The 18,724-nt window shown below is 62.9% G+C and carries 18 protein-coding genes; 3 read left to right on the top strand and 15 right to left on the bottom strand.

The window, feature by feature from the left end:
* The 9 genes from pgaB to ACKJSM_RS16270 all read right to left on the bottom strand — a co-directional run bounded on the left by pgaB (window position 1) and on the right by ACKJSM_RS16270 (window position 12,197).
* Window positions 1-1,998, bottom strand: coding sequence for a poly-beta-1,6-N-acetyl-D-glucosamine N-deacetylase PgaB (gene pgaB / locus ACKJSM_RS16230; RefSeq protein WP_410238259.1), 1,998 nt, complete (start codon window positions 1,996-1,998; stop codon window positions 1-3).
* Window positions 1,999-2,010: 12 nt separating this feature from the next.
* Window positions 2,011-4,491: a poly-beta-1,6 N-acetyl-D-glucosamine export porin PgaA gene (pgaA, locus tag ACKJSM_RS16235; RefSeq protein ID WP_410238260.1), complete on the bottom strand. Its 2,481-nt coding sequence runs from the start codon at window positions 4,489-4,491 to the stop codon at window positions 2,011-2,013.
* A 257-nt stretch (window positions 4,492-4,748) separates the two neighbouring features.
* Complete coding sequence (locus ACKJSM_RS16240) at window positions 4,749-6,254, bottom strand: YdgA family protein (RefSeq protein ID WP_410238261.1); 1,506 nt, start codon at window positions 6,252-6,254, stop codon at window positions 4,749-4,751.
* Window positions 6,255-6,453: 199 nt separating this feature from the next.
* The gene (locus ACKJSM_RS16245) at window positions 6,454-7,089 is read right to left on the bottom strand and encodes an NADH:ubiquinone oxidoreductase subunit N (protein ID WP_236181412.1); all 636 of its coding nucleotides are present in this window, start codon (window positions 7,087-7,089) and stop codon (window positions 6,454-6,456) included.
* A 93-nt stretch (window positions 7,090-7,182) separates the two neighbouring features.
* Window positions 7,183-8,625 carry an efflux transporter outer membrane subunit gene (locus tag ACKJSM_RS16250; protein WP_410238262.1) on the bottom strand — a complete coding sequence of 481 codons (1,443 nt, stop codon included), beginning with the start codon at window positions 8,623-8,625 and terminating at the stop codon, window positions 7,183-7,185.
* Window positions 8,622-9,509, bottom strand: coding sequence for an efflux RND transporter periplasmic adaptor subunit (locus ACKJSM_RS16255; protein ID WP_410238263.1), 888 nt, complete (start codon window positions 9,507-9,509; stop codon window positions 8,622-8,624). The genes ACKJSM_RS16250 and ACKJSM_RS16255 overlap by 4 nt, the downstream gene beginning before the upstream one ends.
* A complete protein-coding gene (locus ACKJSM_RS16260; RefSeq protein ID WP_236181415.1) occupies window positions 9,506-9,715 on the bottom strand; it encodes a DUF1656 domain-containing protein in 210 nt (69 codons plus the stop codon). Before ACKJSM_RS16260 ends, ACKJSM_RS16255 begins: the two co-directional genes overlap by 4 nt.
* Window positions 9,712-11,772: an FUSC family protein gene (locus ACKJSM_RS16265; RefSeq protein WP_410238264.1), complete on the bottom strand. Its 2,061-nt coding sequence runs from the start codon at window positions 11,770-11,772 to the stop codon at window positions 9,712-9,714. The genes ACKJSM_RS16260 and ACKJSM_RS16265 overlap by 4 nt, the downstream gene beginning before the upstream one ends.
* On the bottom strand, window positions 11,769-12,197 hold the full coding sequence (locus ACKJSM_RS16270) for a MarR family winged helix-turn-helix transcriptional regulator (protein WP_011331882.1): 429 nt from the start codon (window positions 12,195-12,197) through the stop codon (window positions 11,769-11,771). The genes ACKJSM_RS16265 and ACKJSM_RS16270 overlap by 4 nt, the downstream gene beginning before the upstream one ends.
* A 173-nt stretch (window positions 12,198-12,370) precedes the next feature.
* Between ACKJSM_RS16270 and ACKJSM_RS16275 the strand changes: the two genes are divergently transcribed.
* Complete coding sequence (locus ACKJSM_RS16275) at window positions 12,371-12,571, top strand: hypothetical protein (protein WP_410238265.1); 201 nt, start codon at window positions 12,371-12,373, stop codon at window positions 12,569-12,571.
* A 9-nt stretch (window positions 12,572-12,580) separates the two neighbouring features.
* Here ACKJSM_RS16275 and ACKJSM_RS16280 read toward each other — a convergent pair whose 3' ends face one another.
* Together ACKJSM_RS16280 and ACKJSM_RS16285 are read right to left on the bottom strand one after the other, a co-directional pair.
* Window positions 12,581-12,826, bottom strand: a complete 246-nt coding sequence (locus ACKJSM_RS16280; protein ID WP_410238266.1) for a DUF2789 domain-containing protein — start codon at window positions 12,824-12,826, stop codon at window positions 12,581-12,583.
* A 126-nt stretch (window positions 12,827-12,952) separates the two neighbouring features.
* Window positions 12,953-13,414 (bottom strand): aminoacyl-tRNA deacylase, encoded by a 462-nt coding sequence (locus ACKJSM_RS16285; RefSeq protein WP_007957669.1) that lies wholly within the window; start codon window positions 13,412-13,414, stop codon window positions 12,953-12,955.
* A gap of 197 nt (window positions 13,415-13,611) precedes the next feature.
* Here ACKJSM_RS16285 and ACKJSM_RS16290 point away from each other — a divergent pair, with 197 nt between their 5' ends.
* Together ACKJSM_RS16290 and ACKJSM_RS16295 are read left to right on the top strand one after the other, a co-directional pair.
* Window positions 13,612-14,139 carry an NfeD family protein gene (locus ACKJSM_RS16290; RefSeq protein WP_236181417.1) on the top strand — a complete coding sequence of 176 codons (528 nt, stop codon included), beginning with the start codon at window positions 13,612-13,614 and terminating at the stop codon, window positions 14,137-14,139.
* A 2-nt stretch (window positions 14,140-14,141) separates the two neighbouring features.
* On the top strand, window positions 14,142-14,900 hold the full coding sequence (locus ACKJSM_RS16295) for a slipin family protein (protein WP_410238267.1): 759 nt from the start codon (window positions 14,142-14,144) through the stop codon (window positions 14,898-14,900).
* Here the strand turns inward: ACKJSM_RS16295 and ACKJSM_RS16300 are convergent.
* The 4 genes from ACKJSM_RS16300 to ACKJSM_RS16315 are packed head-to-tail and all read right to left on the bottom strand — an operon-like array spanning window position 14,866 to window position 18,713.
* On the bottom strand, window positions 14,866-15,840 hold the full coding sequence (locus ACKJSM_RS16300) for a sulfotransferase family protein (RefSeq protein WP_410238268.1): 975 nt from the start codon (window positions 15,838-15,840) through the stop codon (window positions 14,866-14,868). The genes ACKJSM_RS16295 and ACKJSM_RS16300 overlap by 35 nt on opposite strands.
* Complete coding sequence (locus ACKJSM_RS16305) at window positions 15,828-16,613, bottom strand: aspartyl/asparaginyl beta-hydroxylase domain-containing protein (RefSeq protein ID WP_410238269.1); 786 nt, start codon at window positions 16,611-16,613, stop codon at window positions 15,828-15,830. The genes ACKJSM_RS16300 and ACKJSM_RS16305 overlap by 13 nt, the downstream gene beginning before the upstream one ends.
* Entirely contained in the window at window positions 16,610-17,215 is a 606-nt protein-coding gene (gene cysC, locus ACKJSM_RS16310) for an adenylyl-sulfate kinase (protein ID WP_410238270.1), read from the bottom strand. The genes ACKJSM_RS16305 and cysC overlap by 4 nt, the downstream gene beginning before the upstream one ends.
* Window positions 17,199-18,713, bottom strand: coding sequence for a TolC family protein (locus tag ACKJSM_RS16315; RefSeq protein WP_410238271.1), 1,515 nt, complete (start codon window positions 18,711-18,713; stop codon window positions 17,199-17,201). Before ACKJSM_RS16315 ends, cysC begins: the two co-directional genes overlap by 17 nt.
* Window positions 18,714-18,724 lie beyond the last annotated feature (11 nt).

The following is an 18,724-nucleotide window of genomic DNA, read 5'->3' on the forward strand; positions in this document are numbered from 1 at the left end:
TCATGGGTTCCATTTGTTGGAGAGCGCAGGCCGCACGGTTTTCAGGTCCGGCAGGTTCTCGAGAAAGTTGTCCGGGTAGTAGCCGAAACTGGTGGCGCCCTGACGCTTGAGGCGGCTCATCCAGTCGGCCAGTTGCGCGCCGTCGATGTCGGCCTGATCCTTTTTCGTCCAGTCCCGGGCCTGCAATTCGAACACCGTGCGATTCAGCGCACCGGGGCGCTGTTTGATCTTCGCCACCAATTCTTCGAGCCACGGGCCGGACTGCGCATACGTCTGTTTTTCCATGAGTGGCATGGCCATCGGCGCCGTCCAGTCGTAAGTCCCGAGGAAGTCGTCGAGGTTCTGCGCGAACCACGCTTCGCTGTGCGGATTGAGCACCGGCTCGGCAAAGATGTTGCGCGCGGTGAGCACTTGCGGGCCACGAATCGCGCGCACCTTGGCGGTCAGCTCATTGGTGAAGTCGATCAGGTAGCGGCTCTTGAAGCGCGTCCAGCGCTGCATCGCCGCCGGATCGTCACGCAGCGCCGCGATCGAGCCCGGCAAGCCGTTGGCGGCATAGGCCTTCAGCGCCTGAGGGCTGGCGTCTTCGAAGTCCGAGAGCACTGCGTCGTCGTGATAGAGAATGCCGTTGACCGATGTCAGACGCGCCACGTCTTCGTAGATTTCACCGATGATCCGCCGCACTTCAGGATCGAATGGCGACAGGCGCTGGTATTGATCCGGGTCTATGGAGGACGTGCCGGTTTTCGGGTCCCAACGGGTGACTCGCGGCAGCTTCGAGTCGAGACCGAAACTCAGCACCGGCATCCACGCGAAGACCTTCACATTAGCGCGGGTACGCAGTTGCCAGGCGACGCGGTTAAAAATGTCTGCACGCACCGGCAAGTGTCGGTTGGGGAAGTACAGCGAATGCACCAGGCCATCGCCCTTCGGATCGGCGAAGGCTTGCAGGAACACCGTGTTGGCGCCCATGTCGGCCATGCGCTGGATCAGCTTGCCGAGGTTGATTTCCTGCTGCGCCGGATCCGGGTCGTAGACGTTGTCCAGATCGACATGCACCACGCGCATGACGAAATCCGACTGCACGTCGACGATACTGTTGGCGAAACGCTCGCCGTCAGGGTCGGACGCGACGAGGAAACGCGGGCTGCTCATCAGGTTGTCGAGGGCATCGAGACCGTCGTCGAGGGTCAGGGCCATTTCGTAGCCTTCCTCACCCACCACAGTCAGCGAATTGCCATCCGCCGCGCCATATGGCCAGACCCACACGCGCGGTTTCTTGCCGGTGACCTTACGGATTTTTTCCGAGATGTCGTCCACGTCGGTGCGAATTCGCGCTCGGAAATCGGCCTCGGACTCATAGCGTTTGCTCACTGGATCGTAACGTCGAGTCGCCGCAGCAGGCTGCAGGTTGCCTTGCGGGTTGGCAAGGATGCCTTTGTGATTGGCGTCAGTGTGGGCGGCGATTTCCACCAGGCCCGACTGCGAGATTTCCCGCACCTGATCCCAGGTCAGAAAGTCGGAACGCGGGCGCGGCGTCCCGGCGAAATCCACCGGTTGGTTCAGCGGCGTATCGATCCAGGTGCCCACCGGTGCCAGCAGCGCATGCCAGTTGTAGGCACGCAATACCGGCAACACACGGGTGTAGAAGCTTGCGTAACCGTCGTCGAAGCTGAGCAGGATCGCCTTGGGCGGCAGTGGCGGCCCGCCCTTGCGCGCGGCCATGATCTGATCGACCGTCACCGGTTTGTAGTTGTTCTCCCGCAGCCAGGCGAGCTGTTCGAGCAGGCGCTCGGTGCGCACCGCCACCACCGCCTGATCGGGATCACGATCTTCGACATCGTGGTAGGCAATGCCCAGCACGTGGTTTTTCGGCCAGGGCTTTTCACTGGCTGCCAGCGGTCGCTCGGACGGCGGCACGAAGGCCGGGGCTTGCTGGGCGCAGGCGCTGACCAGCAGCGCTCCCAGCAGAAGGATGAAACGCGAAATCAAAGGCATCTTCAAACTCTTCTAGAAGCGGAAAGTGAGGTCGACGAGCAGACGCAGATCGGTTTCCCGGTCACCGTCGTAGGGCCGGTTGATCACGCTGAACAAACCGCCCACCTCGAACACGTCGTTCCAGGCGTAGCGCTGGCCGTAACCGAGCAATGCCATGCCGCCGGTGCCGTGATCACGCTGGCTGTAAGTCCCCGCACCGGCCTGGAACTGTTGGCTCCAGACCGTTTCGTAGCGGTGGTACAGCACATGATTGACGTTGAGCAACGGCATGACGCTGAGGTCCGACTTCGGGTTGAAGTACGGCACGTCATCGGACTTGGAGTTGTGGCTGGTGCCCACTTCCAGGCCCGCATCGACTTGCAGGTTCGGCGCGCTGTAGACACCCTCTTTTCCGGTCAGCAAGGCTTCGACACGGTTGTTGCCGTCGCTGAAGTGCGACGGGCTGACCGCCAGGCGCCACTCACGGCTCTCGTTGGCGCGCCAGCGGATGAAACCGCTGCCGCCGTTGGCCTTGATGTCGCTGTTCAATGCCCGCAGCGGGGTGTCGGCCGAGAGATACTCAAGGCTGCCGCCGTATTGCCAGTGGTCGTTGATATCGCGGGCAATCGCCAGACGCGCGCCCTGCTTGTCGCCGAAACCATAGGAATGATTCGACACTTCGGCTTCGAGGGTCATGTCGCGGGTGCGACGCTCCAGGCCGACACGCTGGAAGCGGTGGTGACCGGTGCCTTCGGCAAAATCGCCAGTGGCGTATCCCGCCCCGGCGAACACCCGCCAATCCTCATCGATCGGCGGGCTGTAAAGGGTGGTCTGGATGCCGAAATCCCGGCTGCCGGAGACCGCGCCGGCATCGCCACCGCTGCCGCCGTTGGCCTTGCCGCCGTAGGCTTCGACGCGCAGCTCGGACATGTCGTGCACTTCGCGTTCACGGGCCAGACGCTGGACCTGACGGTTGTCGGGGAAGCGCGCCACCACGTCATCGGTCAGCGCATCCATCTGCCGCCATTCCTGCAAGTCCATGGCGGTGCGGGCCTGCGCGACTTCCAGGCCCATGTCGCGTGGCGCGATGCTTTCGGTTTCCTTGAGCTGGTTTTCCGCACGGCGCGGCCAGTTGCGGGCCAGGTACAGGTCGGCCTGGGCCCGGCGCAGGCCGATGTTGCCCGGGGCCTGATCCACCAGAGTCTGCAAGCGCTCTTCGCCGTGAGGCAGGTCGGAGCCGTAGATGCCGGCCTGCGCCGCCAGTTGCTGGGCGTCCATCCACTCATCGTTAGGGTTGCCGATCGGCAGGCCCTTGAGTTCGACACGCGGCTTCTGCGCCTTGGCCTGATCCTCGGCGACCTTGCGCGCCTCTTCGGCGCGGTCGCTTTCCAGCAGCGAGTAATACAGCGCCGTGGTGTCTTCAAGTCGGTCACCGACATCGGCGTCCGGCGCCGCCAGCACCTGACGGTAAAGATCGGTGGCGATTTCCGGCTGGCGCTGATCCAGATAGGCCGCCGCCACCCAGCGCAGGGCGTAGGTCGGGATCTTCACGCCTTCGGCTTGCAGCTTCTGGTATTCGCTGATGACTTCGGCGGTGCGCGCCCGGGCCTTGAGTGCGCCCATGCGATCGATGCGCCAGCGCGTCACGTCATCGTGGGCGCTGGCGTCCGGGGTCCAGGTGGCGAGCAACTGGTCGTAGTCGGCCAGGGCGCGGTCGGCGATCACGTAGCGTTCTTCTTCGCTGCGGGTGGCCAGTTCGGCGAGGCGCACGCGTTCGGCGGCCAGATCGCCTTCCAGACGCCGCAAGGTGACGGAATCGATCAGCCCCGGACGCTGCCTGGCAAGCCGCAACGCCGGCTCCGGCAGACGCGCCTTTTGCAGGGCAACCACGTATTCGCGGGCGACTTCCGGTTTGTTGCCGGCGCGGACAAAGGCCTGGTCGTATTCGAACAGCGCGTCGTACGGCTTGCCGGCACGATTGAGGGCATAGCCCAGCGCCAGTCGGCGGGAAGGGTCTTCGGGTTTGGCGGCGACCAGCGAGCGGGCGCGGATGACCCCTTCGTCAGGCTTGGTGGAGTCGGCCTGGGTCAGCGCCAGACCGAGTTGCAGGTCAGCATTGTCCGGCTCCAGCGTCAGCGCCGTGTTGTAGACCTGGATCGCCTGATCCCAGCGCTTGAGGTTGCGATAGGCCCGGGCGGTGGCAGTCAGCGCCTGAATCGGCAGTGCGCGGCCACGACCCTGGGTCTCGTAGACCTGCACCACTTCAGCGTCGAGCCCGGCCCAACCGGCGATTTGCAGGTGATCGCTGACCTGCCCGGTGGTGGCCTGGACCGGCGGCACCTGACGCAAAACGGTCAGCGCGGGCGTGTAATGCCCGGCCCGGGCGTCGAGCACCATTTGATCGTAGGTCGTGTCGGCGAACGCGAGCACGGGCCAGAGCAACTGGCTGCACAACGCGACTCGAAACAATGGGCGTAAACCACGATGTAATACAGGACCATCAATACGCGGCATTCGTCAGCATCCTTACATGGCCAGCCGGGTAGCAGTGCCCCCCCTTGCCCATTTCGTAACGGAGGCCAAGTAGATCACCTGGCCAAGCTTATCGAAGCAGTCTTGCACGCAAGCGTAGATCAATATTCAGAACACAATAATTGTTCAGATTCGTGACGATGACGGGTCCCGGCTAACCGTTAACCCGGATGCCAGACAGCAAAACGCCCGGCGTCTGCGAGTACAGAGGCCGGGCGTTGCCTTGTTGCGCGGGGCGTTTACTGAGCCTGTTCGAGCCCGCCGAACTTGCTCATTAGGAAGCCCACGAACTGCTCGACGGTCATCTTCTGGCCGTTGAATTCCACCTGATTGGCGGCGTAATGCAGCTTGGTAACAACGTTGGTGCCATCCAGGGTCGCCAACTGCGAACCGACGGCCATGCCGGCGAACATGTCGGCACCCGCGCTGGCCTGGTCGACGATGGCCTTGGCATCGGTCTGACCATCGATTTGCGCCTGCACGCTCAGCAGGTCGACCAGCATCGGCTTGGACACCAGCACATTGATGTCCAGCAGCGCGATCAACTGTTTGCCCAGTTGATCCGGTGGCAGGTCCATCGACGCAGGTTTGGTCAGATCAAGCACCAGATTCGCCCGGCTTTCGCCATTGGCGGTTTTCAGCGACAGGTCTTCCAATGCCAGTTGCGGCCCGGCCGCCAGCAGTTTCTGCAGGTCGGCCTTGACCTGGGTCGACTCGGCCTCGGTCAGGTTCAGCTCCGGTGCCGGCAGACCGGCGGCGGTGGCTTCGGCAGCGGCTTTCTCGTACGGCTGCAGCTTGGTCTGGTAGATCTGCATCAGCGACATCGCCGACGGGATGTCGAGGTTTTTCAGACTCATCGCCAGGTTGGCCGAACCGATCTTCTTGTCGTTGAGGGTCACTTCAGCGACCTTGTAGTCGGCACGGCCGGAGGCGTTGCTGCCGTTCTCTTCGGTACGGTTCTTCATTTCGAAGTTCTTCACGCCCAGCACCGACTGCTTGGCGCCGAAGGTGGTCTTGCTGGCGGTCAACTCCAGGGTGTTCTCGCCGGTGTAGTAGCCGTAGGTGCTCTTGGCAAGGTTGCTGGCCAGGGTCAGGCCATTGAGTTCGATCTGCACCGGGGTCTGATCTTCGGCAACCGTGGTCAGGTGCAGGCTGTCCATGTAGCCATTGGCCTTGACCTTCTGCGCCTGGGCACTGGCGGAGATGTCCATGTTCAGGCCGGAAAACTTCAGGTTCGACTTGTCGTCCAGCGCCGTTTCCAGTGGCAGCAGTTCGAGATTGCCGGTGGTCGACTGGTCGTAGCCGATGTTGACCACGCCTTTGAGCGGTGCGGCGCCCTTGGTGGCAGCGAACCACTTTTCGGTGATCGGGGTCTTTTCCAGCTCAAAGTGACTGGTGGCCATGACCGGCAGCCATTTCAGCGACACCAGACGCGAGAACGGCAGCGGGCCATGCTCGATGTGGTCGACGAACAACAGCTCGACCGGCGCTTCGCCAAACATTTCGCCCTCGCCCTTGAGGCGATAGTGCGCGGTGCTGCTGAAGGTGTCGCGCTCCAGCGACACCAGTTCCAGCGATGCACTGCCGTTGGAGCCGGCCATGGCGGTCTGCAACTCGCTGTTGGCATTGGCGACGGCATTGTTCAGCACGCCTTCGATTTTGGTGCCGGTGTACCAGGCCCCGCCGACGCTGATGGCGCCGATGGCCACAACAATTCCGAGAAGCACGCCTGCTGATTTATTCATGAATGACCTGATCGATTTCCGTGGCTGAAAGTGTGGTCGTCTTCCCTGAACCCGTGACCGGGCCGTGGCGCGACTCCGCTGAATTTAGCGGTGGAGATTAGCACTGGCAGTGGGCCGCGGCCCAATGTTTAAAGGTTAAAGAATGTCCACGAGACATGGACAAACAAAAAGATCGCCGGGTTCGGCGATCTTTTCGGGATCAGGAGTATTGAACCTCGATCTCATCAAGCTGATGGTCGAAGCTTTTCAGCCGCGCGGTCCAGGTGTACACCAGCACTTCGAAATCCCGGTCGATCACCGCCCCGCCGGGCCCGTCGCTGCGCGGGTCGCAGAAATCCAGTTGATAGCGCTCGCGGGCCATGGCCGTGGCGACGTCCGACAGTTCGCGGGCATTGTTGAGCCAGTGCCAGCCATCGTCGGCGACTTGCCGGTCGAGGGCCAGGCACTGTTTTTTCAGGGCTTCGAGGCTTTTTTCCAGCGGTGTGCCGGTGAGTTCGCCCATGACTTCGGCGAAGGTGCGCCCCGGCTGCCAGTAGCCGCCCCAGAAGTAGCGGTCGAACACGGTTTCGACTTTGCGCAGCGCGACCTTGGTGTCCCAGATCAGCAGCAGCGTCTTGCTTTGCTCAAGCTGACGCTTTTTGAGTCGCTGGGTCTGCACCAGGGCCGAGGCCACGACCACGATCGCCATGACCGCGATCAGCGCCACGATGCTGTCGAGGAAGATCATTGCCTTGTCGATCTGATGGGCCAGCATGATGCCGTAGAAATAGGTGGCCGACAGCAGCACCAAGGCTACCAGGGCGCACCAGAAGCCAAGAGCGTAAGGGTTTTTCATTATTGGTTTCCCCTAGACCTGCGCTAGCGATGTGCACTGAAAAGGCGCCTGGTTCGGGGCGCCCTTTCAATACTTCAAAGCATAGCAACGGCCTCAGGGTTTGCTGGCGCTCGAGGCTTGCGTTCGTCCGCTTTCCCAACCGCCGCCCAGGGCGAGGAACAAATCGATCTGGCTCATGGCAACCTGGGTGTTGGCAGCGGCCAGTTGCGCAGTGACATCGGTGTAGGTGCGGGTGGCCTGCAGGTCGGCGAGGAACGACTCGCGGCCGGCCTGGAAGAAGCGGTGCGTCTGGTCCGCTGCCAGTTTTGCCGACTGCTCGGCATCGGCCAGCGCATCGCGGCGTTGCAGCAGCGCGGAGTACTGGGACAGACCGGTCTGGGTTTCGCGGATAGCGTTGAGCACCACGCCGTCGAAATGCGCCAACGCGCCCTGGGTCGTGGCTTCGGCTTCGCGGATCCGGGCCCGGGCGCCGTTGGTCGGTACGCTCCAGCTCAGTGACGGGCCGAAACCCCAGCGGTTGGTGGACGGTTTGCCAAGGTTATCGAGAATGCCGACGGTGCCGATCGTCGCGCCGAAACTGATGTCCGGGTACAGCTCGCCGGTGGCGATACCGATTCCAGCAGTCGCAGCCGCCAGACGCCGCTCGGCCTGGCGGATGTCCGGCCGGCGCTTGAGCAGCGCAGCGCCATCGCCGACCGGCACCAGTTGGGCGATTTTCGGCAGCTCGGCGCAGGTCGCCGTGCCGGCCGGTAATTGATCGACTGGCTTGGCCAGCAGCATCGACAGACGGAACAACCCGGCCTGACGCGCCGCCTCATAACGCGGCATGTCGGCGCGCAAGGATTTGAATTGGGTCTGCGAACGGGTGACCTGGGTTTCGTCACCACGGCCGGCATCGCGCAGACGCTGGATCAGGGTGGTGCTCTGGGATTGCAGGTCGAGGGAATGCTGGGCGATTTCCCGTTCCTCATTCGCCGCGCAGACCTGGGTGTAGGCCCGCACCACGTCGGCGACCAGGGTGATGCGTGCAGTGTCGGCAGCGGCCTGGGTCGCGTCGGCGTTGGCCTTGGCCGCTTCGATCCCGCGTTGCAGGGTGCCCCACAGGTCGAACTGGTAGGACGCGCTGATACCGATATCGCCGATATTGGCCACCGGCACTTTCTCCGGCAGCAGGAACGCCTCGCCGGACTCCTGCAAGCGCTGCGCACCCATTTTCACGCCGCCGCTCCAGCCACCGGCCGCTTCGGCTTCATCGACCTGCGCCCGGGCCCGCGACAGGTTCGCCGCCGCCACTCGCAGATCGGTGTTGGATGCCATGGCCTGCTGCACCAGTTGATCCAGACGCGGATCCTGATACAGCCGCCACCAGTCCGCCGGCACCGGGGCCGACACCACCGGTTTGCCGGTCACCGCCAGGTCGCCCTGGAAATCCTTGCGCTGGATCGCCGCGTCTTCGGGCACGTGGTAGTCCGGCCCGACCATCGAGCAGGCCGACAGCATCATGCCCAGCCCGACGACCATCAGGGCCCTGTTCATTGCGCAGGCTCCTGCGGTTGATCGTCGATGATCGACACGGTCGCGGTACGCCCGGCGATCATGCGGAAGTCATCCGGCACCTCGTCGAAGGCAATGCGCACCGGAATCCGTTGCGCCAGACGCACCCAGCTGAACGCCGGGTTGACGTTGGGCAGCAGGTTGCTGCCGCTCGAACGGTCGCGGTCTTCAATACCGGCGACGATGCTTTCGACATGCCCGCGCAAGCGGGCACGGTCGCCGATCACGCGGATATCCACCGACTGACCGATGTGGATGCCGTCGAGTTTGGTTTCTTCGAAATAGCCGTCGATGTGGAACGAATTGCTGTCGACCACCGACAACACCGGACGCCCGGCGGTGACGAATTCCTGCGAGCGTGGCGCACGGTCGTTGACGTAGCCGTCCACCGGACTGCGGATCACCGAGCGATCGAGGTTGAGCTGAGCGCTGTCCACCGCCACCAGTGCTTCGGCCAGCGCCGATTGCGCGCGGGCCACTTTCGACAGGCTTTCTTCCAGCTGTTCGGCCGGCACCAGATTGCCCAGACCACGGTTACGCTTGGCTTCACGCTGCGCCTGGGCCAGGGTTTCTTCGCGATCAGCGACCGCCGCCCTGGCCTGGCGCAACGCCAGTTTGAAACGGTCCTGGTCGATGCTGAACAGCACCTGGCCGCGCTTGACCAACTGGTTGTCCTTCACTTCGACCTGCTGGATCAGCCCGGACACGTCCGGGGCGATCTGCACGATGTCGGCGCGAATGTGGCCGTCGCGGGTCCAGGGCGCGTACATGTAATACATCACCATGCGCCAGACCACGACGACGGCGAAAGTCACGATCAGCAGCGTCAGGACGACGCGACCGAGGGTCAAAAACGGTTTTTTCATGTCATCAGGTATCGACTGAGTGAATCCACGCCGTACAGCATCACGGCGTAGAGAGCCACGTTGAACAATGCCCGGTGCCAGACCAGACGGTAGAAATGCAGGCGCGTGAGCACGCCGTGTACCACAACAAACAGCACATAAGTGATGCCCATCAACACCAGCAGGGTCGGCAGGAAAATGCCGCTGATATCCAGATCACCGATCATAGGGGCGCTCCTTCGGGCAGCGGTTCTTCGGGCTCTGCGTTGGAAACGAATTCCACGCCGGGCAACAGCGCCAGGCGCAAGCCGCTCAAGGCGTGCAACAGGTTGAGTCGGGTTTCTTCATCGCCGTGGCCGTTGAGTGCGCGGCGGGTGCGATCCATGGTCATCAGCAAAGCGCTTGGCGCCGGCAGGCGTTCGCCGGCCTTGAGGCAGGCCCGGAAATACTCGCCAACCTCTGCCACCACTTGCTTGAGCAACGCATTCGGCGCGCCGGTCACTCGAGGTGTGTAGGCGAGCAAGTCGAGCAGGTTCAGCCCCACGCGCACTTCGCGCATGGCAATGCCGGTGTCCTGACCGGTCAGCGCCAGACGCGGCAGGTGCTGCATCAGGCGGTCGAGCAGTTGCACGCCCAGCTGTCGATGTTCGGCGAGGTTGGCCGGTTCGGTCATGCTGACGATGTCTTTCCAGCTGAAACGGGTCAGGCGCTTGGCCGCCAGTTCAGCACCGAACGGCCGGGCGATCAGCGTCCAGATAAACGCGAACAACAGCCCCATCGGGCCCGCCAGGTTGGAATTGACGAAGGCAAAGAAGTCCGCGTCGTAAGCGCCCGAGATGCTGATGAACGACGAGGTGTTGACCAGCGTCAGCAGCATGCCGAGGTAAAAGCGTGGCTGCACCGTCAGGGTGCCGACACAGATGAACGGCACCGCGAATGCCAGCACCAGCATCGGAAAGTCATGCAGGTTCGGCAGCACCAGAAACAGGTACAGACTGGCAAACAGCACTGACATCCCGGTCCAGAAAAAGAACCGGTAGATCTGCGGCGCCGGGTCGTCCATCGAGGCGAAGAAACTGCACGACACCGCCGCCAGAATCACCGCGCTGCCGCCGTCGGTCCAGCCCAGCAGGATCCACAACACCGAGGCGACGATGATCGCCAGGATGGTCGAGGCCACCGAATACAGCATCAGTCCACGGTCGAGAAACGGCGTCAGGCGACCGAGGCGCCAGTGACGATAGACCGCGCGCCAGCTGTCCTGGCGCTCGCACAGGATCGCGTCCTGCAGGCTGCGACAGTCCTGCCAAAGATCGATGAACTCGCCGAGGCGATACAGCGCGTTGGAAAACAGCAACTGTCTGCGATCTTCCAGGGCTTCGGCGCTCGGTTGCAGCGCTTCGAGCTGATCCCGCAGGGCTTGCCAGCGTTCGAGATCGGCGTCTTTGTGACCGAGCCATTCGCGGGTCGCGGTGAGCAGCGGCGCGAATTGTTCCACCAGTTCCGGCGTGCGCCGTTCGAGGGCGTAAAGCGAGTCTTCAAGGGCATCGATCACCGGCAGCAGGTGGATCATCCGCCCGCGCAGTTCCTTGGTGTTGCGAACGGTTTGCGGCCGCGCACCTTCGTGCGGCAACTGGCCGATCATCAATTCCAGGCTGTTGAAACTGCCGACCATCGCCATGCGCAGGGCTGCGACCTCTTCGGGCTGCACATCGCGGCTGAGGAACTTCAGGCTGTAAGTCGTGGCGTCGGCGAACCATTTGCCCACGGCGTCGTTGAACACCGGTGCCAGGCGCCGTGGCCAGAACATCGCGCCGACCACCGCCGCCACGGCGATGCCGAGAAAGATTTCCTCGGTCCGCGACTCGGCCACGTCCCACACCGCCAGCGGGTTATCCACCACCGGCAGCGCGATCAACGGCAAGGTATAGCCGGCCAGCATCAGCGCGTAGTTGTTGGCGGTGCGCAGGTGCAGGGACAGGAACAACAAAATCCCCGTCCACAGGGCGATGACCACCAGCACGTATGGGCTCTGCACGAACATCGGCACGAACAACACCGCCGCCGCAGCACCGAGAAACGTGCCGATCGCCCGATACAACGCCTTGGAACTGGTCGGCCCGAGGAAAGGGCTGGAAACGATGTACACCGTGGCCATCGCCCAGTACGGGCGCGGCATCTGCATGAGCAAGGCGATGTACAGCGCGGTCATCGAAGCCGCGAACGTGCGGATCCCGTAGAACCAGTCCCGCGCCGGAGGCATGCCGGAAAAAAACCCGTTCACGGATTGATCACCGTTGGCGGAGTGGCCGCCTCAAAAGCTCTGAGTACTCGAAGCGTAGCCTCCAGATCGCGCTGGTCGATGCCTTCGAGCACCTCATGACGCAGTCGCACCAGTTGCGCCTCCACCGCTTGCACCAGCTCACGGCCGGTGTCGGTCAGGCTCAGGCATTTGGCGCGACGGTCCTGGGCATCTTCGGTGCGGCAGACAAACCCGGCATGACACAACTGATCGAGCAGGCGCACCAGCGACGGCGACTCCATCCCCGCCGCCTGCGCCACTTGCACCTGGCGCACACCCTCGCCCAACCGCCCGATCATCAACAACGGGACGGCGCAGGCTTCGGAAATTCCATAGTTGACCAGCGTGGTCTGGCAGATCTTCCGCCAATGCCTGGCGGCCACCACCATGGCACTGCTGATGTTCATCTGGAGAGCGTCGAGGTTATTCGGCACGAGGGAATGCACACACTGTTAGTTTGCTAACTATCAATATCGCATTGGAGGGGAAATTCAGTCAAGTTTTGAAACAAATTGCTTTGAGCACAAGAAATGTCCCTCGCTGAAACTGCGCCGACACCGACATCCGAGAGCACTGAACCATGACGAAGAAATTCACGACCAAGAACACCAATTCCGGACAACATCCGATTGAACGCCTGCCCCAGACATCTGCGTACGCGGCATTTTTAGAGCAAAAAGTGAAAATCGCTCGTGAATCAATGGCCTGCGGAATCGGTTTATCCAATCTTGAAGTTGAAGCGACGTTCTCTTCCTTGAGAGCTATGACTCCCAATGGCTAGGTCCGGTCTTTACCCCGCCCGCCCCTTCCTCAACATCACATCCAACTGATCCACTACCTCCGCCCAATCCGCATCATCGAGAATCTCGTCACGCAGGAAATCCGCCTGGCTCTTGCTCCAGAAAAACGCGTCGCACAGGTGCAATTCCGGTTTGAGCGGGGAATGGGTGGCGATGAACTGGTCGATGCTGACCGGGTCGTTGTCCAGGCCGAGTTGCTTGAACAGGGACGGCAGGCTGTGCGTCAGTTTTTCCATTGCTCTGCTCCTTCGAAAATTCAGTGGATGCACGAATTTAGCGAGCAAACTCGCTCCCACAGACTCAGCGTAGAACCTTTGGAAACGGGCCTGCCCGCGATTGGCGTGCTCACCAACGCCACAAACCTACTGACTCAACTCCCGCACCTGCGCATGCGGCACCATTTTCAGGAATTCGGGCATGCTCATGTGCAGCAGATTGTTGTGGTTGCCAGCTTCCAGATAGATGTCTTTCTGCCGGGTCAGCAGCGGGTCGATGACCATGTCCAGGCCATAGGAATCGCCCAGTGGCGGCACAGCGCCGCGTTCACAGTCATCGAAAATGTGCGCCAGATTGCTTTCGCGGGTGATTTGCCATTCGCCGCTGCTGCGCACCTTGCTCAAGTCCAGGTGGCGGCTGGCGGGCAGCACCGCCATCAGGTAGTGCCCGTGACGGTCGTCCAGGATCACCGATTTGGCCACCCGTTCTGCGGCAATCCCGGAGACCCGCGCCGTTTCCAGGCTGCTGGACGAGTGCGGGTGGGTGACGATGTCATATTCGCATTGCGCCCGGTTGAGGCTGCTCTGCACTTTTTTGGCCATACGCATGATGCACCTCGGTGCCCGCCGACGCTGCGCGGCGGACGGTAATGAAACGCTGTGGCTACCCTTGAAAGTCTAGTCCCGTCGGCCGCGCACACCGGGAAATCCGCCCACTGGCGAGGCAGGGGGATTGATCAAAATTCATCCAGCCACAGCCTCAACTAGACTGTAAGAACAATCCCCTGACTCTCACGGAGGGTCATGTGAACATCCGTTGCTGTGCGCTTGCCCTGTTGCTGCTGAGTGGATCGGCGGTTGCGGCAGACAATCCGTTTACCGCCGTCAGCCCGGTCGGTCTGTGGCTGATCACCCTGGGCATCGCGTTTCTGATCGCCGAAGCCGCGCTGCCCAACTACGGGGTGATCGGTCTGGGCGGCATCGTGATGTTCGTGATCGGCGCATTGATCCTGAGCAACGCCGAACTGCCGGTGCCGATGATGATCGGCCTCGGGCTGGTCAGCGCCCTGTTGCTGATCGCGCTGCTGATCCGCGCCCTGAAAACCCGACCGCGCCACCCGGTCAGCGGCGATGCCGGCCTGCTCGGCAGTGTCACGGCGGTGACGGTGGTGCAACCGGAAGACAGCCGCAACGGCTGGGTGCAATTGCAGGGAGAACGCTGGCAGGTGCTGAGCGCCACGCCGCTGCACACCGGGCAACCGGTGCGGGTGGTCGGGCGCAAGGGCCTGTTGCTGCAAGTGGCCGCGACTGACGCGGCACCGCTCGGAGAGTGATCATGGGTCTGCAAATCGGTTTTGTCGCGCTGCTGCTGTTGCTGATCGCTCTGGCCGGCTCGACGTTTCGCATCCTGCGCGAATACGAACGCGGCGTGGTGTTTCAGCTCGGACGCTTCTGGCAGGTCAAGGGACCGGGGCTGATCCTGTTGATTCCGGTGGTGCAGCAAATGGTCCGGGTCGATCTGCGCACCATCGTCCTGGACGTGCCAGCGCAGGACGTGATCACCCGTGACAATGTGTCGGTGAAAGTCAACGCGGTGCTGTATTTCCGCGTGCTCGACCCGCAGAAAGCGATCATCCAGGTCGAAGATTTCCTCACAGCCACCAGCCAACTGGCCCAGACCACCCTGCGCGCGGTGCTCGGCAAACATGAACTGGACGAACTGCTGGCCGAGCGCGAACGCCTGAACATCGACATCCAGCAAGTGCTCGACGCCCAGACCGATGCCTGGGGGGTCAAGGTCGCCAACGTCGAAATCAAGCACGTCGATCTCAACGAGTCGATGGTGCGCGCCATCGCCAGGCAGGCCGAAGCCGAGCGTGAACGGCGAGCCAAGGTGATCCACGCCGAAGGCGAATTGCAGGCCTCGGAAAAACTTATGCAGGCCGCTGAAATGCTTGGTCGCCAGCCCGGCGCCATGCAACTGCGCTACATGCAGACCTTGAGTTCGATTGCCGGCGACAAGAGCTCGACCATCGTGTTTCCGTTGCCGATCGAACTGCTCAAGGGGATGGCGGATCTGTCGGCGAAATCGTGAGTGTGCGCAAGCTTTCCAGCGCGGCATAAGGCGCGAGGGCGTAATGCTCGATCCGTGACTGCAACAACGCGGATGCTTCGCGGCGCTTGTGTTCGCCATCGACGACAAAGGGTTGTGATGGCTGTTTCGCATGTTGCGCCGTCGCCGCCAGCGCCTGCTCACACTGCGCAGCACTCAGTCCGAAAAACCGCGCCAGCCGCCAGCTCATCGCCTCGGGCAATTCGCTGTAATTGAGCGCCAACCCGGCAGACTCACGACAATGCACCCACCCGGCCTCCAGCAGACGCCCGAGCCGTCGGGCGATGAAATCCTCACGCCCCTCGAACGGTAAATCATCGTCCAGCACACACTCGCCGAGCGCACCCGGCACCATGTGCAGGCCAGGCCGGCGCAGGTGCGAGACGGCGACTTCCAGCGGATCGCGGTAGACAAACAGCCACGGTGTATCGGGAAAACATTCGTGCAGCAACGGCCATTCGCCGATGTTCCAGGCGTCGAGCTTGATCACCAGGCGCTGCTCCGCGCCGCGCCGACGCTGACCGTACGCCGAGAGCAATCCGACGATGGCCGCGCGGCGTTCTTCGTCCGGCAGATCGCTGCGCAGCAAGGCATCAAGGGGCGGCGGCTCCGAGACCACGATGTAATCGTCGAGCCGGGCGAGCATCTGGCTGATCAGCGTCGAACCGCAACGCGAGGCGTGCAGGATAAAAGCGCTCGGCGGCAGTCCCGGGCTGAGCGTTTGCCAATCCGTCAGTACCGACAAGGGTGTTTGCCGCCGGAACGCCTGATTGAACGGCAAGCGCAACGCGTCTTCGACGGCCTCACGAAAAAACGGCTGATGCAGCGGCGTGTCGCCAAACCAGCACCAGTCGACCTGCCATTGCCCGGCGGTTTTCCAGACGCGGATCGGCAACCAGCCGTCGAAATTCACAGGCGCCATTGTTCGTTCCATGACCGACGGCCGTTGCGCATCGCCGCCAGCAGGTCTTCCCGGGAAAAATGCAGGCCGCGTTCAGCGGCCAGCGCCAGCGTCTGGTCGATGAAGGCTTCAGGGTCGTGCAGTGCCTGCAACGTTGCGGACAGCAACGGATCCGTGACCAGCAACCGTTGAAAACGCTGCAGCGCCGTGTCCGCGCCATCAGGCAGCGGAGTGCTCGGCAAACCGTCAACGACCATTTGCTCCAGCCAGGGTGTTGGGCGGCAATCGAGCACCAGATGAACCCGTGCCGTGCGGTCGCGATTGTCGACCCGATGCGGTCGGGCGAGATCGAGATACCAGCACTCTCCAGCCTTCATTGGCATCCGCTGGCCGTCGAGCCAGAAGTCCACGGCGGGCGGACTGAGCAGCGGAATGTGCAGGCGCAAATCGGCGTCCGCGCCCTCAAGGTCATAGTCGCGATGCTCATGGATCTGGCCGCCAGGGCCCAGTCGCAACAGCCGCGCACTGACGATTTCCAGCGGCAGATCCCGCAGGGCCTGCTGCCAGCGACAGTCATTGAGCCAAGAGGCGCGTCGCACGGGCTCAGCGCTGCCAGGGGACAGTTCGGTCAGCGCATCGGCGGCGGAAATCAGTGCTACGCCGCTCCAGTCGCCAGCGAAATAAGCGGTGTTGAAATGACCGCGCCAGGCAGCGTCGTCAATCGCCGTCAGCGCCTGCAACAGCAACGGCAGGTCCACCGTCACCGGCAACCGCGAGAACGCCGGCCGGCTCATGCCTTGGGCAACACCGCGGTTTCGCCGAGCCAGGTCAGCAACCGGTCCAGACAGGCTTCGACCGGCAGCCTGCCGGTGTCGAGCACCAGCGAAGCCTGGGCCGGCGCCTCGTAAGGCGCCGACACGCCAGTGAAACCAGCCAGCTCACCGCGCCGCGCCCGGGCGTAATGCCCTTTCGGATCGCGCTGCTCGCACACCGCCAGCGCGGCGCTGCACCAGACCTCGCGATAGTCCTCGCCCAGATGGCGGGCGAACACCTCGCGCAGCTCCGCCAGCGGCGCGATCATCGCCAGAATCACGATCTGCCCGTTCTCCACCAGCAACGCCGCCAGCTCACTGGCGCGGCGGATGTTTTCCAGGCGGTCGGCATCGGTAAAACCCAGGTCGCGATTGAGCCCGACTCGCAAGCCATCGCCATCGAGCACCACACTTTGCAGACCGCGACTGAACAACTCGGCGTGCAATGCCTGGGCAAGGGTCGACTTGCCCGCCGCCGGCAAGCCGGTCAGCAGCATCGCCGTGCCGCGATGGCCGTTGCGGGCTTCGCGTTGCGCACGGCTGATGCTGGCGGTCGGCGCCAGCACGTCACGGCGCGGAGGCATGGGCCACCGGCAGCGAAATATCCCCCGAGGCCCATGCCGCTTCGCGGTTGGCCAGGGCGGTGGCGATCGACTGCACTTCAGTCGACTGGACCTGATCCGGCAGCGGATCGAGACCGGCGCTGGCGAAGATCTGGCCATAGGCATTGCGCAGATCGGCATAGGACAGGTCACGCCGCAGATCGGCCTGCAAGGTGTTGAGCTCGCCCTGGATCAGGTCCAGCTCACCAATGCCGTCGGCCTGACGACGGTTACGCAACTGACCGACGATTTGCCCGTCGATGTCCGACAGTTGCTGGTTGGTCTTGAACTGGCGCAGCGCCTCCTGATAGTTGGCATTGGCCACGTAGAGCTGCGCCAGCACCGCAATCGACATCGCCTGACGGCGTGCGGTGGCGACTTCTTCACCAGCCTTGGCCACGTCAATGGCCGCCGGGGCGGAGATCACGTTGAACAGGTTCCAGGTCACTTTGACGCCGTAGTCGGCCCAGCCCTGTTCGACCAGGAACGAGTTGCTGTCGTAGTGCCCGCCAGCGGAGAACTCCAGCCCCGGCAGCAGACGCAGCATGGCCTTGCGGGTTTCGGCGGCGCTGATCCGGGTCTGGTAATCCTGCTCGCGCAGTTCCGGACGGCTGGTCAAGGCTTCCTGTTCGAGTTTGCTCAGATCGACCTTGAGTTCCGGGATCTGATAACCGTCATCGGTGGCCAGGGTCAGGTTGGTGCCCAGCGGCAGGTTGATCAGGGTCGCCAGCTCGGTCTTCGCCAGCGACAGCGCCCGGCGCTGTTCTTCCAATTGCCGGGTCGCCTCGATCAGCGAACGCTGATAACCGAGCGACTGCACCGGATCGCCGATGCGCTGCTCGCTCATGCTTTCACTGTTGCGGCGGGCGGTGTCGACCCGCGCCATCAGGCTGTCGATCTGCTTGAGCAGGCGCTCGGCGGCCATCGCCCGCCAATAGGCCGAGCGAACGTCCTGAACGATGGTGTTGATCACCTTGCGCCGGCGCTCCTGCACGATCAGGCGCTGGTCGCCCTGCTGCTTGGCGCTGATGTAGCTGACGCCGAAATCGAGCACGTTCCAGACCATGGTCAGGTCGGCGACGTCGCGGTCGCGGTCCTGGGAGGTCGACGGTTCCAGAGACTGGGTGCCGGTGCGCACGCTCTGGCTGCTGGAAGCGCTGACGTTGTTGCGCCCGACGTAGCCGGCGTCCAGCGCCATGCGCGGCAGCATGTCGAAACTGGCGAGGTCGAGCTGCCGCTTGGCCAGCGCTTCCTCCATGATTTTCAAGCGGCCTTCGAGGTTGTATTTCACCGCGCGGGCCATGGCCTGGTGCAGGGTCAGCGGACCGCTCAGCGGCTCCTGGCCCTTGTACATGTTTTGCAGATCGGCCCGGGCCCGTTGTTCGCTGACGCTGCGTTCGATCGGTTCACTGGTCACTGCACATCCGCTGATCGCCAGCGCCAGCAGGCTGGCGCCGAACAATTTCTGACTTATCTTCATCCCTGGATCGC

The sequence above is a fragment of the Pseudomonas sp. PHC1 genome, from assembly GCF_046487845.1.
GTDB lineage: Bacteria > Pseudomonadota > Gammaproteobacteria > Pseudomonadales > Pseudomonadaceae > Aquipseudomonas > Aquipseudomonas sputi.

Excerpts from the sequence above, each read along its gene's own strand:
- pgaB (WP_410238259.1), bottom strand. The coding sequence starts at position 1,998 with ATGCCTTTGATTTCGCGTTTCATCCTTCTGCTGGGAGCGCTGCTGGTC.
- pgaA (WP_410238260.1), bottom strand. The coding sequence starts at position 4,491 with ATGCCGCGTATTGATGGTCCTGTATTACATCGTGGTTTACGCCCATTG.
- ACKJSM_RS16240 (WP_410238261.1), bottom strand. The coding sequence starts at position 6,254 with ATGAATAAATCAGCAGGCGTGCTTCTCGGAATTGTTGTGGCCATCGGC.
- ACKJSM_RS16245 (WP_236181412.1), bottom strand. The coding sequence starts at position 7,089 with ATGAAAAACCCTTACGCTCTTGGCTTCTGGTGCGCCCTGGTAGCCTTG.
- ACKJSM_RS16250 (WP_410238262.1), bottom strand. The coding sequence starts at position 8,625 with ATGAACAGGGCCCTGATGGTCGTCGGGCTGGGCATGATGCTGTCGGCC.
- ACKJSM_RS16255 (WP_410238263.1), bottom strand. The coding sequence starts at position 9,509 with ATGAAAAAACCGTTTTTGACCCTCGGTCGCGTCGTCCTGACGCTGCTG.
- ACKJSM_RS16260 (WP_236181415.1), bottom strand. The coding sequence starts at position 9,715 with ATGATCGGTGATCTGGATATCAGCGGCATTTTCCTGCCGACCCTGCTG.
- ACKJSM_RS16270 (WP_011331882.1), bottom strand. The coding sequence starts at position 12,197 with ATGAACATCAGCAGTGCCATGGTGGTGGCCGCCAGGCATTGGCGGAAG.
- ACKJSM_RS16275 (WP_410238265.1), top strand. The coding sequence starts at position 12,371 with ATGACGAAGAAATTCACGACCAAGAACACCAATTCCGGACAACATCCG.
- ACKJSM_RS16280 (WP_410238266.1), bottom strand. The coding sequence starts at position 12,826 with ATGGAAAAACTGACGCACAGCCTGCCGTCCCTGTTCAAGCAACTCGGC.
- ACKJSM_RS16285 (WP_007957669.1), bottom strand. The coding sequence starts at position 13,414 with ATGCGTATGGCCAAAAAAGTGCAGAGCAGCCTCAACCGGGCGCAATGC.
- ACKJSM_RS16295 (WP_410238267.1), top strand. The coding sequence starts at position 14,142 with ATGGGTCTGCAAATCGGTTTTGTCGCGCTGCTGCTGTTGCTGATCGCT.
- ACKJSM_RS16300 (WP_410238268.1), bottom strand. The coding sequence starts at position 15,840 with ATGGCGCCTGTGAATTTCGACGGCTGGTTGCCGATCCGCGTCTGGAAA.
- ACKJSM_RS16305 (WP_410238269.1), bottom strand. The coding sequence starts at position 16,613 with ATGAGCCGGCCGGCGTTCTCGCGGTTGCCGGTGACGGTGGACCTGCCG.
- cysC (WP_410238270.1), bottom strand. The coding sequence starts at position 17,215 with ATGCCTCCGCGCCGTGACGTGCTGGCGCCGACCGCCAGCATCAGCCGT.
- ACKJSM_RS16315 (WP_410238271.1), bottom strand. The coding sequence starts at position 18,713 with ATGAAGATAAGTCAGAAATTGTTCGGCGCCAGCCTGCTGGCGCTGGCG.